This is a genomic window from Iodobacter arcticus (assembly GCF_042664895.1).
Classification (GTDB): domain Bacteria; phylum Pseudomonadota; class Gammaproteobacteria; order Burkholderiales; family Chitinibacteraceae; genus Iodobacter; species Iodobacter arcticus.
In genome coordinates, this window is sequence record NZ_JBHTBQ010000002.1 from 111,684 (window position 1) to 124,685 (window position 13,002).

Annotated in this window: 13 protein-coding genes; 11 read left to right on the forward strand and 2 right to left on the reverse strand. The window is 48.4% G+C overall.

Going from position 1 to position 13,002, the window contains the following annotated elements; translation table 11 throughout:
* Positions 1–38 precede the first annotated feature (38 nt).
* From ACFQNF_RS01310 to ACFQNF_RS01320, 3 genes are all read left to right on the forward strand, one after another.
* Positions 39–935: an EamA family transporter gene (locus ACFQNF_RS01310; protein ID WP_046350729.1), complete on the forward strand. Its 897-nt coding sequence runs from the start codon at positions 39–41 to the stop codon at positions 933–935.
* 108 nt (positions 936–1,043) lie between these two features.
* The gene (locus ACFQNF_RS01315) at positions 1,044–1,988 is read left to right on the forward strand and encodes a GlxA family transcriptional regulator (protein ID WP_380185560.1); all 945 of its coding nucleotides are present in this window, start codon (positions 1,044–1,046) and stop codon (positions 1,986–1,988) included.
* Positions 1,989–2,424: 436 nt separating this feature from the next.
* A complete protein-coding gene (locus ACFQNF_RS01320; RefSeq protein ID WP_380185562.1) occupies positions 2,425–3,183 on the forward strand; it encodes a hypothetical protein in 759 nt (252 codons plus the stop codon).
* On the opposite strand, the gene ACFQNF_RS01325 is transcribed toward ACFQNF_RS01320, so the two are convergent.
* Positions 3,180–4,130, reverse strand: a complete 951-nt coding sequence (locus ACFQNF_RS01325; RefSeq protein WP_380185563.1) for a hypothetical protein — start codon at positions 4,128–4,130, stop codon at positions 3,180–3,182. The genes ACFQNF_RS01320 and ACFQNF_RS01325 overlap by 4 nt on opposite strands.
* A 168-nt stretch (positions 4,131–4,298) precedes the next feature.
* Complete coding sequence (locus tag ACFQNF_RS01330) at positions 4,299–4,874, reverse strand: 3'-5' exonuclease (RefSeq protein WP_380185565.1); 576 nt, start codon at positions 4,872–4,874, stop codon at positions 4,299–4,301.
* A gap of 257 nt (positions 4,875–5,131) precedes the next feature.
* On the opposite strand from ACFQNF_RS01330, the gene ACFQNF_RS01335 reads away from it, so the two are divergent.
* From ACFQNF_RS01335 to ACFQNF_RS01370, 8 genes are all read left to right on the forward strand, one after another.
* Complete coding sequence (locus ACFQNF_RS01335) at positions 5,132–6,346, forward strand: NAD(P)/FAD-dependent oxidoreductase (protein WP_380185566.1); 1,215 nt, start codon at positions 5,132–5,134, stop codon at positions 6,344–6,346.
* A 69-nt stretch (positions 6,347–6,415) separates the two neighbouring features.
* On the forward strand, positions 6,416–6,706 hold the full coding sequence (locus tag ACFQNF_RS01340) for a putative quinol monooxygenase (RefSeq protein WP_380185567.1): 291 nt from the start codon (positions 6,416–6,418) through the stop codon (positions 6,704–6,706).
* Positions 6,707–6,917: 211 nt separating this feature from the next.
* Positions 6,918–7,361 (forward strand): MarR family winged helix-turn-helix transcriptional regulator, encoded by a 444-nt coding sequence (locus ACFQNF_RS01345; RefSeq protein ID WP_380185569.1) that lies wholly within the window; start codon positions 6,918–6,920, stop codon positions 7,359–7,361.
* 153 nt (positions 7,362–7,514) lie between these two features.
* A complete protein-coding gene (locus ACFQNF_RS01350) occupies positions 7,515–7,934 on the forward strand; it encodes an organic hydroperoxide resistance protein (protein ID WP_046350721.1) in 420 nt (139 codons plus the stop codon).
* Positions 7,935–8,213: 279 nt separating this feature from the next.
* Complete coding sequence (locus tag ACFQNF_RS01355; RefSeq protein WP_380185571.1) at positions 8,214–8,945, forward strand: YebC/PmpR family DNA-binding transcriptional regulator; 732 nt, start codon at positions 8,214–8,216, stop codon at positions 8,943–8,945.
* A 517-nt stretch (positions 8,946–9,462) separates the two neighbouring features.
* On the forward strand, positions 9,463–11,274 hold the full coding sequence (locus tag ACFQNF_RS01360; RefSeq protein ID WP_380185573.1) for a CHASE2 domain-containing protein: 1,812 nt from the start codon (positions 9,463–9,465) through the stop codon (positions 11,272–11,274).
* Between the two features lie 10 nt (positions 11,275–11,284).
* Complete coding sequence (locus ACFQNF_RS01365; RefSeq protein WP_380185575.1) at positions 11,285–11,800, forward strand: SH3 domain-containing protein; 516 nt, start codon at positions 11,285–11,287, stop codon at positions 11,798–11,800.
* A 2-nt stretch (positions 11,801–11,802) separates the two neighbouring features.
* Positions 11,803–12,663, forward strand: a complete 861-nt coding sequence (locus ACFQNF_RS01370; protein WP_380185577.1) for a M48 family metalloprotease — start codon at positions 11,803–11,805, stop codon at positions 12,661–12,663.
* The last annotated feature ends 339 nt before the right edge of the window (positions 12,664–13,002 follow it).

A 13,002-nucleotide genomic window follows, 5' to 3' on the forward strand; every position in this document is an offset into this window, starting at 1 on the left:
GCAATTCCTTGCCACAATTAAGGAAACAAGGATTCCAGATGAAACCCAAAGACCTATTGCTGGCCCTATTGATTGTATTGATCTGGGGGATTAATTTTGTTGCCATAAAAGTGGGCTTAAATGGCACTCCTCCGCTTTTATTAGGGGCGATGCGCTTTGTCTTAGCCGCCCTGCCAGTGCTCTTTATCGCCTGCCCCAAAGTGCCACTCAGGCTTTTTTTGGCTTATGGGCTAACGATTTCTGTAGGGCAATTTGCCTTTTTATTCTGTGCCATTCATTTGGGCATGCCTGCTGGCCTTGCCTCGGTGGTTTTGCAGGCACAGGCTTTTTTTACGCTGGTTTTTTCTGCACTATTACTTAATGAGCGCTGGAAAAAAGCGCAGCTGGCTGGGCTGATTTTAGCCAGCTTGGGGCTTGCTTTTATTGGCGCAGCCCATGGGCAGAATATGACGCTGCTGGGCTTTATTCTTACTCTGAGTGCATCAGCCATGTGGGCCACTGGCAATATTGTGACACGCAAAGTAGCGGCTACAGGCCCGGTCAATATGTTTGCCTTTGTGGTGTGGGCCAGCCTTGTGCCGCCACTGCCCTTTTTGGCACTCTCCTACCTCATCGAAGGGCCTGCGGCCATTTTTAATGCGCTAAACCACTTCAACTGGACATCGCTCGCAGCCGTTGCCTACCTTGCTTGGGCAGCCACCCTGCTCGGCTACGGCTTATGGGCACGCCTGTTTAGCCTTTACCCTGCCAATCAGGTTGCGCCCTTTAGCTTGCTCGTACCGGTGGTTGGCCTCATCACCGCCTACCTTGTGTTTGGAGAAACACTCAACACCCAGCAATGGGCAGGCTCACTCTTACTGATGTCGGGCCTCTTGATTAATCTATTTGGCGGGCGAATTAAAGGGATGATTTTGTTAAAGCTAAAACGAGCCTGAGCACGTATTCCATCACTCGTAGGGCGGGTGAAACCCGCCGATTTTCCTTGCCTTTCAAACCAGAATTGCCGGGTTGCACCCGCCCTACATAGGCACGATCAATCCCCCATGAACCACTACCCCATTTACTTTGTTCTTACCCCGCAATTTTTATTACTTGATTACGCGGGCCCTGCCGAGGCATTCCGGATTGCGGCAACGCTTGGCGCTCCTTTTGATTTGCATACAATATCCCCGACACCGACGCTCACCAGCTCGCTCGGTTTAGAAATTGCCAACTTAGCCCCCTTGCCCGAAAGCATCCCGGCTGGGGCCTTGGTGGTTTTATGCGGCGTGATTAAATCAGCCGAGCATTACCAACTGCCCGAAGCGCAAACCGTGGTGGATTGGCTCAAAGCGATCTCTGGCCCCGATCTGCGTATCGCCTGCATTTGCTCCGCAGCCCAGCTTGCCGCCCGTGCCGGTTTACTGGATGGCAGGCGCTGCACCACTCACCACACCTTAATCGAACGTCTACGCCAGCAAGCGCCTTTGGCCCGTGTGGAAGACGACCGGATATTTATCGAAGATGGACCTATTTTTAGCAGCGCTGGCATTACCGCAGGCATTGATCTGGCGCTGTATTTAATCGAAAAATTAGCCGGCGCACCGATTGCGCAAGAAGTAGCACGGCATATGGTGATTTATCTGCGCCGCAACGGCCAAGATGCCCAGCTCTCACCATGGCTGGCGCACCGCAGCCACCTGCATCCCAATATCCACCGCGTGCAGGATGCCATTAGCCGCGCCCCAGAAAAGCACTGGAGCGTCGCCGATCTGGCCGCCATCGCCCTGATGAGCGAGCGCAACCTTAGCCGCCTGTTTCGCCAGCATGCAGGTGTGGGCATGGTGGAATACCAGCAAAGCCTGCGCATCGCCCATGCCAAGAAACTGTTGGGTAATCCCAACCATAGCCTAGAGAAAATTGCCGAATTAGCGGGGTTTAATTCAATCAGAGATTTTCGCCGCGTATGGGCGAAGTTTGAAACGGGTTTGCCAAGAGCACAGCTATAAATAAGCTATAAAAAAACATCCTTACTGATTTAATTAAAATTAAAAAATCAGTACAAGCATCCCCTTTCTATTCAGCACACCCAAACCCGCAACACAGCTCCTCTATACGCTTGCCATAGCGACCCAGCACTTCAATAAATCATCCTCATTTTTTAAAAACAATAAGCTAATCCATTTACAAAACCCGATTAAAAACCCGAACAATTCATTATTTAAAACATAAAAAATAAATAAAAACCCCAACATTTAACAGCAGATAAAAAACAAACAACTCCTGACTTAAAGAATTAAATATTAATTTGTAAGAAAAATATTTAAATAGCTATTTACCCACAAATAAAATATAAGGCATGATGAATGCTTAAAGCAGATATCTGCTATCGCACTAGCCGCTTTATATCGTTTTAAAACTAACTTAGATAACGAGAAATACGCTATGCACTACCTATTAAATTCGAATACCAAAAAACCTTGGGCAAAAATCCTCAGCAGCCTTTGCTTACTCAGCTTACTTGCCGCCTGCTCCAGCATGCCAGCCCCAAAACAAAGTGAGACTTCAAGCGCTCGGCTAGGTACGCAGTGGGGTGAGGGGCTGGAATCAAGCGTTCAGCAGGTGCAAGCCAGCCGCATCACCCCGCTTCAAGCAGAGCAAGTAGCCTCCATCGCTTATCGCGAAGCCAGAGCCCTGAATCAATCGCTGCCCAACGCAGCACGCCAGCTCAACTTGCCTTTACTGCAAGGCGCTATTGAATGGTCGGTACTGGATGAAAATGATCGCCCTATTCCGCTCCTGCGCACCGCACAAGGCCAGATCTTGCTAGGTGGAACAAATGGCGCACGCTACACGCTTAAATTTCAAAACCTGAGCAACCGCGATTTTGAAATTGTGACCACCGTAGATGGGCTTGATGTGCTCAATGGCCAAGCAGGCAGCCTGAACAATACGGGCTATCTGCTTAATGCACACCGCGCGCTCTCTATTCAAGGGTTTCGTAAAAGCCAGGAAGAAGTCGCCGCTTTTCGCTTTGCAGCGCCTGATCAGGCCTACGCCGCCAATACCCAAGCAGGCGACACGCGCAATATTGGCGTGATTGGGGTAGCGATATTCCGGGTGGCTTTAAAAGACCGCTCCAAATCGCCGCAGCCCAATCCATTTCCGGCAGATAGCACTTACGCAGCACCACCAAGCTACTAAAACTCAGGCGTCGGATTTTTACCGCTCACTAACTGGTACTTGCCTTCACGATAGCGAAACAGCTGCTGCTGTTTAATGGGCGATAAAATGGAATCCACTACGATAGTGGATTCCTCCTCCCCTGCATCAGCCGCTATTTTTTCAATGGTCTTTTGCTCTTCAATAAAGCCAGAAAAACGAATCAGCAAATCCCCCGGAGTTTTACCATTGGCCTTAATCGCCCACTCGCTTTTTACATCAACACAATTACTCGATGATTGAGCACTTTCAGCATGATGATAGCGAATCACTTTATTTACAGGCTGCTTTAAAATTTGCTCGCAATCAGCCCGCACGCCTATTGTATCGGCGGCGATACGAATCGAATGCTTCAATAGGCTTTTAACTTTTTCCCCGCCTAATTCATACAGCATTAAATCTGTAAAACACTCACCATCAAAGCAATCGCTCGATTCCACCCCAAGCGCAAATTGATTTGTGCTCAACTTAACGACCTTGCTTTTACCCGCGAAGGCAGAAGCGCCAAGCCAATCAAGCTGCATCTGCTGCCCATCGGCATACCAGCGGCCATCCACTTGTTTAAACCAGAAAGCACTGATTAAACTCGCTGACAAATGCCCAGATACGGATTCGCCTTGCTGATCAAGGGGTGAGGCCGAAGTAATCAGCACCGCACGATTGCTATCCAGACGAATCAGCTGCTCAGCTAAGATTTCAAAAAGATACCCTGGCCTATCTTCCCCTGCAGCCGCGACTAAATGCTCAGGAATTTCGCCGTCTTTTTTATCCAGCTCCAGCGCTTGAATTTGTGGTTTATTCTGTTTTTTCCATGAAGGAAAAACCAGCTGCATCAATAGATTTCTTTCTAATTTATCGGCGGAAGGAGCTTGTTTAGAGCAAGCACCTAAAGTGCAGCAAATCAAAAATAATACTAAGTTTCTGAACAACAAAACACACTCCTTCACAATTTGATTAAATCTAGCTCAGAAGAAATAGCGGCAAAGCAGTGATCTCTCGCCATTTTAAAAACGAGTAAGCTTCTGCATTTGAATTGCCTGACATTTTTATAGAAATAATGGCTTAACTTGATGTCTATAAGACTAATAATAAAAAGCTCAGCCCTGCAATGCCAACCACTTTCGATACACCAACAGCGCCACTTGCGCATCATCTGCCGCGTATTTAATTTGCCGCTCATTTAAAGGTGACGCAGCCCAGTTGGAGGTGGAAACTTTTTTAGATTTTTGTAAGCGCATCCCAAAATATTGCGCCACTGCTGATTTAGCCCCCACATCACCGCGCTCTGCCCCTCGTAATGCTCTGGATAAATCTAAAACATGCTTGGGCAAGATATCCAGCTTGGCGTGCAAGCGCTTATGATCATCACTCAGACCAAAACCCACTTTTAAAATTTGCGGCGATTCAAGCACCGCCTTCACTACCGCCGTAGTGTGGCCCGCAGCCACCACAGGAAATAAAAACACCTGCGTATCCGTCGCCAGCTGAATTAAATGCGGCCCGGTAGATTGCTGGCCTTTAAAAAAAATCGGCTTAGATTCGGTATCAAAGCCCAGCACATCAGCCACTTGCAAGGCTGCTAAAGCCCACTCTGCATCAGGCAAAGATTGCACTAAATGTACATGGCTAAGAGAAATACCGGGATAGGGGGGGAGGATAATGTCTGGATTCATGGGCAGTTAAAAAGACGACTATTTATGAAAAAACAAAGAGACTTCTAAGCGAGTATATCGAGAAATAAAATCAGATAGCATCCGACTATAACTGAATGCCAGCAAGCTAAACATCCTGTAAATCACTATTAACTCAAAACCAAGCCAACGTCATAAAAAAAATAATAGCCTTTTTTTAAAGCCTATCTTTTAAGACAATAACTCGTTTACCAGCTACAAACAATAAAACTGACTACTCATGTAACAAAGGAGAAGGTATGTTTGATATTGTGATTATTGGTGGTGGTGCAGCAGGCTTAGGGGTGGCGCAGGCGATTTACAAGCGGCAGAAAGGGTTGAAAATTGCGATTGTGGAGCCTGCTGCACAGCATTTTTATCAACCCGCGTGGACGCTGGTGGGTGCAGGGGCGTTCGATATTAAGCAAAGCGTTAAGCCCATGGTCAAGGTGATGCCGCGCTTTGTAAAATGGATTCAATCTGCGGCAGCGATCTTCCACCCCGATCAAAACAGCATCACGCTAGAGAATAAAGATATTTTGCAATACCGTACTTTAATTGTATGCCCCGGCTTATGCTTAAATTGGTCTGCTATTGAAGGGCTGGAAGAAACGCTGGGTAAAAATGGGGTAACTTCCAATTATCGCAGCGATTTATCTCCTTACACATGGCAATTAGTGCAGCAATTAAAAAGCGGTGTGGCTTTATTTACCCAATCGGCTATGCCGATTAAATGTGCTGGCGCGCCGCAAAAAGCCGTTTATTTATCCTGTTCTCACTGGGAAAAACAGCATACGCTCAGCAATATCAAGGTGCAGTTTCATAATGCAGGCGCAACGCTATTTGGGGTAGCCTATTTTATCCCTATTCTTAAACAATATATGGATCGCTACCAGGTCAATTTAAATTTTTCCAGCAATTTAATCAAAGTAGATGGTGCAAAAAAATTAGCAACTTTTGCAAATACTCACGCTGATGGAAGCATCACTTCTACCGAATCAGCCTTTGATATGCTGCATATTGTGCCACCACAATGCGCCCACCCTTTTATTGCCAATAGCCCGCTAGCCAATGCAGCCGGCTGGGTAGATGTAGACCCCCATTCCTTGCAACATATACGCTATGCCAATGTTTTCTCATTAGGCGATGCAGCTTCCAGCCCCAATGCTAAAACAGCCGCAGCTATTCGCAAACAGGCCCCGGTTGTTGCCATTAATATCATTAGTTATTTATCCGGATTAACAAGTAAAGCAATTTATAATGGCTATGGCGGCTGCCCGCTTACGGTAGAAAATGGCAAAATTGTACTGGCTGAATTTGCCTATAACGGCGAGCTTGATCCTACATTTAAATTTCTGGCACCCCATATTCCAAGAAGATTTAACTGGTTTATCAAGCGCCATCTCTTAGCCATTGTGTATTGGCATGGATTATTACGCGGCAGAGAATGGCTGGTTAAAACAAAAGTAGAATAATAAGTCATTAAACTCAGCCAAACTGCAGCTAGGTTTTATCACGCTAAAACTCACCCCACAAGGATCTCTATGAGCAACCCTCTATTTGTATTAGCCACTATCATTGCCAAACCCAATCATGCCCAGCAAGTAGCCGATGTCATTCGCTTAGCCTTAGCGCCTTCTCGACAAGAAGAAGGCTGCCATCGTTACGATTTGCTACTCGATAATCAGGACGATCATCGCTTTATTATTCAGGAACAATGGCAAAATATAGCTGCACATAATGCGCATATGCTCACTACACATTTCAAAACCTTAGTAGAGTGCATTGCGCCTTTGGCAAGCATTGAAGTGACGAAATTAAGCTTATTGGCTTAATCAATACAGGCCAGATTTAATTAAGCCACTGGCCGCTTTTCCATCTTGTCTTTTCAAGCTTTGCGGGAAGTGCCAATCAACGACTCCCCGCAAAGCGCATACCAAACAGCAACTGGGCTGGCATGACTCCCTTTTATAAATTTGATCGTACTACCCCCATCAGGCGCGCTAAACTAGTAGCTGCTTCTTCACACCCGCCAGAAAAAATATTATGGAATCTGATTTAGATTTACTCAGCCTTGATAAGCAATTTTGCTTTTCTTTGTACTCTGCCTCGCTGGCAATGACCAAAGCTTACAAACCGCTGCTAGAAAAAATTGGCCTCACTTACCCGCAGTATCTGGTAATGCTGGTGCTATGGCAGCACGATGATATTTTGGTCAAAGACATTGGCGAAGCGCTATTTCTGGATTCCGGTACGTTAACACCGCTGCTTAAACGTATGGAAAGCGCCGCACTGATTACCCGCCAGCGCGATAGCAAAGACGAGCGTCAGGTGCGTATCACCCTCACACCCAATGGCAAGACCCTTAAAGAAACAGCTCAAATGATTCCTGTGCAGCTTTTATGCGCCAGCGGGCAAAGCACCGAAACGCTCATGCAGCTGCGCAGCCAGCTAGCCCAAATTCGTGATGGTCTGAACACACGGCACTAAAAAGCCTATTCCTGCTGGCGATATCAAGCATCCAGCCCGCCCTGATACCATTCTTTTTACACAATTAAGTTGTACACAATTTAATTGTGTAATATAGTTAATCCATCGACCTGACAGGGCCGCTACTTTTCGATAAAAACCAAGGAGCATCCTATGCAAATTCTTTACACAGCTAATGCCACAGCAAACGGTGGCCGCGATGGCCGCGCAGCTTCTGACGATCAAAAACTCAATGTGCAATTAAGTACGCCCAAGGAACTAGGCGGTGCAGGTGGCGAGGGGACAAACCCTGAGCAATTATTTGCAGCGGGTTACTCCGCCTGCTTTATCGGGGCAATGAAGTTTGTTGCCGCCGCAGGAAAAATCGCATTGCCAGCAAGCACATCGGTCAATGGTTTAGTGGGAATTGGCCCAAATGGCCAAGGTGGCTTTGGCTTACAAGTTGCGCTGAATGTATCTATCCCCGGTATGGAGCGCAGTGCAGCGCAAGAACTCGTTAATAAGGCGCACGAAGTTTGCCCTTATTCCAATGCCACTCGCGGCAATATTGAAGTCACCCTCACCCTGCTGTAATTTATTCCGCATTCTGCACGCTGATTGATGGCGGGCTGCTCATTTTCGAGCAGGGTAATAAAAGCCCGATCAATCAGCATTTAAATCATCATAAAAACACCGCTGGCCATTTAAGCCTTTACAGATCGCAAGCCATTTGCAAATAGTTTGCTCCAGATCAGGTCAATAACATCGCTTTTTCAGAGTATTGCCTATTAGCAAAGAATCTCCCTCTCCTCCTTCTGGCCTCTCTCTGCTAAAATCGCTCATTAAACTTCGGCTTTAACAGGACATTCGAGCATGGCAGGTCACTCAAAGTGGGCAAATATTCAGCATCGTAAAGGTCGCCAGGACGCCAAACGCGGCCAGCTCTTTACCCGTCTGATTAAAGAAATTACCGTTGCGGCCAAAATGGGCGGCGGCGAAATTGAAACCAATCCGCGTTTACGTCTGGCGATTGATAAAGCCTACGACGCCAATATGCCAAAAGATAATGTGCAGCGCGCCGTTGAGCGTGGCTCGGGCAATCTGGAAGGCGTGGATTACGTTGAATGCCGCTACGAAGGTTACGGCATCGGCGGAGCAGCCGTGATGATTGACTGCCTAACCGACAACCGCGTCCGTACCGTGGCCGAAGTGCGTCATGCCTTTGCCAAGTGCGGCGGCAATATGGGCGCAGATGGCTGCGTATCGTTCCAGTTTAAACACTGCGGTACGCTGATTTTTGCTCCCGGCACATCTGAAGACGCCCTGATGGAAGTCGCTCTGGAAGCCGGTGCTGAAGACATCATCACCAATGATGATGGCTCTATCGAAGTGATTACCCCGCCTTACGAATTTATTACCGTAAAAGAAGCGCTAGAAAAAGCAGGCTTTAAAGCGGAAATGGGCGAAGTAACCATGAAGCCACAAGCCGAAACCGAAATCCTGGGTGACGATGTGGCAAAAATGCAAAAACTGCTGGATATGCTAGAAAACCTCGACGACGCACAGGCTGTGTACACCACAGCGGTGATGGACGAAGAAGAGTAAACACTTTGCTCGTAATAAATCCCTGATTTAAATTGTAGGGCGGGTGCAACCCGCGGGTTTCACCCGCCCTACAAATACAAACTGTTCTATTCTGAAATATATTACAAGCCATACCCTAATCACGAGGGTATGTTGACGTTTCATTCACAGCTGCGTTGGCTGTAGTTTTGGGGCTGAACAAGGCAAAAATTGCGACATGGCACGAGTACCATTAGCGATTTTTAACGCAGTGCAGCCCCAAAAATGCAGCCAACCCTCTGCGTGCGAGGGTTTTTCCTCGCTCAGCGATAGGGCTGAGGCGGAAAACGGCCATCCACTGCGTTATGCTCCTCGGTAATAACTAGTTATTACCGAGGAGCATGCCTTGTGCCTAGCCATTTTCAGCCTCAGCGCAATTGTGAATGAAACGTCAACAGACCCTAGCTAACACCCGCATATCAAGAAAAAAGGCCCGCAGAAATGCGGGCTTTTTTATTGAGCGCTATAAAGATCAGGAAGCATCTTTACGGGCGCAGTCATGCTGCAACGCTTTTCCTACCTTTCTATCTTTATTCTGCTGAGCAGCTTGCTACTGCTAGATTACGGCTGGCTGAATTTTAGCGCAGTGATTGATGATCGCAGCGGCGACTGGCTGCTAGAGAAAAACGCCAACCGCCGTGCTGCATCTACCGATATTGTAATTGTCGATATCGATCAGAAAAGCTTAGAAACCATGAATGAAGTAGCAGGCAGCTGGCCTTGGCCACGCGCAATTCATGCCGAGCTACTGAGCGCAATTGCCGCGCATCAGCCCAAAGCCATTGTGTTTGATGTGCTATTTAACGAGCCCGATACTTTTCGTGCCGATAGCGATCAGCTATTCAGAGACACCGTTTTACAGCAGCACAATATCTATCTGCCCAGCACACTCTTGGTTGATGGCATCGGCGCAAGGCTCGCCGATTTACCCGCTATTTATGGCCTGCAAAAAACGCCACAAGCCAAGCCAGATGCGCGTGCGCCACTGCTGCTGCCACTGGTGCTACCGCCCGAAACCTGGCGCGGCGGCTTAATTAATTTTAAAAAAGACCCAGATGGAATTGGCCGCCATTATTGGATTTTTGCCGAAACCCAAGGCTGGCGCCTCCCCTCTTTGCCCGCCCGCTTAGCCACAGATTTCAACTGGCCCCAGCCCCAAGGCAACGATATTCGCATCAACTGGTTGCAAGCCCACAAGCACATCAGCTATAGCGACCTCTATTTTGATTTCAACCGTGAAAAGCCACAGCGCCCGGCGGATGAGTTAAAAAATAAAATCGTCCTTATTGGCACTGCCGCACCGGGCTTGCAAGATTTGCGCCCTACGCCGCTTTCTGCCAACTTTCCCGGTGTCGAGATTTTAGCCTCAGCCATTGATAACTTACTAAATGGCGATTGGTTGCAAACCCCTGCCCGAAGCTATTTTGCCCCGCTGGGGCTGGCTTTAATGGCCCTGCTGTTTTTAGGCTTTCAGTACAAAATCAACACCCTCTATTTAGGCGGCGCTTTACTGCTGATGACCTTGGCGGGTCTGGCAATTTTCTGGTTTGGCCTAAGCCGTAATCAATACTGGTCTATCGCCTCTGCCAGTGCATGGGCCTGGGTTTATTACTGGCTGGCCGCGCTATTTGCCTATCTGGCAGAAAAAGCTCAGCGCGAGCAGGCCATCAACCTGTTCGGACGATTTCTGGATCAGCGCGTAGTGAAGCAATTGGTGGCACAAGGCGAAATACACAGCAGCCAGCAAGCAGAATCCCGTGAGCTAACGGTGTTGTTTTCTGATATTCGCGGCTTTACCACGCTATCCGAAACACGCACACCGGAATATATCGTCAGCCTGCTCAACCGCTATTTCTCCCAGCAAGTCGAGATTATTTTTCGCCACGGCGGCACGCTGGATAAGTTTATTGGCGACGCCATTATGGCGTTCTGGGGCGCGCCAATGAATGACAGCGAGCACGCTAGGCACGCCGTTGCCGCTGCCATCGAAATGTCGGCCGCACTGGTTAAGTTTAAAACCGAGCTAACTGATTTAGGCGCTGATTTTGATATCGGCATTGGCCTGCACACCGGCCCAGCCGTGGTGGGTTTTATTGGCTCGGATGCACGCTTGGATTACACGATTATTGGCGATTCTGTCAATTTAGCCTCACGTATCGAAGGCCTCACCAAGGGCATCTCGCGTGTTCTGGTATCCGATGCCACGCGGCTAGCCTGTGATCAGCACTTTGCTTTTGTACCCCACGGCAGCTTTCATGTGAAAGGCCGCGAGCAAGAAGTCGAGCTGTTCGAACCCCGTTTAAATACGTAAGGAAAACATCATGAACAAAGGATTATGGCTGCTACTCGCACTAAGCAGCAGCGCTGGAGCCGAGACCGCTAGCGTCATTCGCGACTCTGATCTACGTGATAAACCTTTTCTGGATGCTGCCGTGATTGGCCAGCTCAAAAAAGACAATGTGGTGGATATCCAGATGCGCCAGGGCGCGTGGATGCAAATCAAGAGCGATAGCAAGCTCGTTGGCTGGATTAAATTGCTCAATGTCAGAACAGGCCGAGCGAGCGAGGGCGGCACCAGCCTAGCGTCATTAAATCCCTTTAGAACAGGCTCTTCCGGCAGCACCGTCACCACGGGCGTCAAAGGACTTTCAGCCGAACAGCTCCAGAATGCCCAACCCAACCCTGAAGAACTCAGCAAACTAAAAAACTACACGGCAAGTGACTCGGATGCGCAAAAAAGCGCAGCTAAAGAGCAACTGATTGCGCAGGAAGTGGCGTATATCGCCATGGATAAAAAACCAGCCAGTGATGACACCCCAAAAAACAGGAGAAACTAATCATGCGTATCCGCCTAATGATGCTGGCCTGCTTATTCCCTGCTGCAGCCTTTGCCTTCGATTTTGGCAAACTGGATATCAGTAATTTAATCGACGGCGTAAAAAACACCGCCGATGCCATGCATAAAGCCACTCCGGCAGAGGAGCAAGAAATTGGCGCAAGCGCTGCCTCGCTTTTACTCGGCGCAGCCCCGCTGGTGGCCTCCCCTGCCTTGCAGCAATATGTAAACCAAGTGGGCATGTGGATCGTCAAGCAATCGGAGCAGCCCAATATGGTGTTCCACTTTGGCGTGATAGACAGCCCAAATATCAATGCATTTACCACCCCTGGCGGCTATATCCTGATCACTAAAGGGCTGTTTGATACCTTTCGCAATGAAGCAGAGCTGGCTGGCGTATTAGCCCACGAAATCACTCACACGCTCAAACGCCACCATATGCAGGCCATTGAATCCGGAAAATGGCAAAAAGTAGGTGGAAATCTCGCCAAAGCGGGCGCTGATAATGTAAAAAACAGTGCGGCTTCACAGCTGGTATCGCTCAGCAGCCGAGGCGCTTTAGAGCTTTTTGTTCGCGGCTTGGATAAGGGTGATGAATTTGAAGCAGACATCGGCGGCATGGTTTTAGCCGCCAGAGCAGGCTACAACCCTTACGGCTTAGTCTCTGTGTTGCAAACACTGGGCAATATCAACCCAGCAGAGGGCACAATTGCGCTGATGTTCAGCACCCACCCCAGCCCAAGCGACCGACTCAACACCATTGAAAGCGTAATTGGCGACAAATTAGAAAATTACGCAGGCGGCGCAGAAAGCACCAAGCGCTTTCAAACCATTAAAGCATCGTTAGGCACAGTAAAAAAATAAGCCCCACCATGTAGGCCAGGTGAAACCCCATACGCGCTAAGCAAATAGTTTTTTTAGCAAACAGTGAAAAAAAACAATAACCACGCTCTTTGCATAGGGCTTTTTAAAGTCCCCTTGAAACATGCCGTAGCGAGGAACAAGCGGGGCGGGGTTTCGGCAAGGGAGCGAGGCAGCGAGCCAATCCCGCCCGCCGCCGACTCGATTGTCCGCAGCGTAGGAGCTTTCGTGTTTCGTGGGGTTGTAAAGGTCAAGGACATAGGTAACACTTTAGTCCACAGACATAGGTGACACTTTTCGCGTTAAAGTTAAGTAATCATTTTTTGCACCTGTTACCTGTCG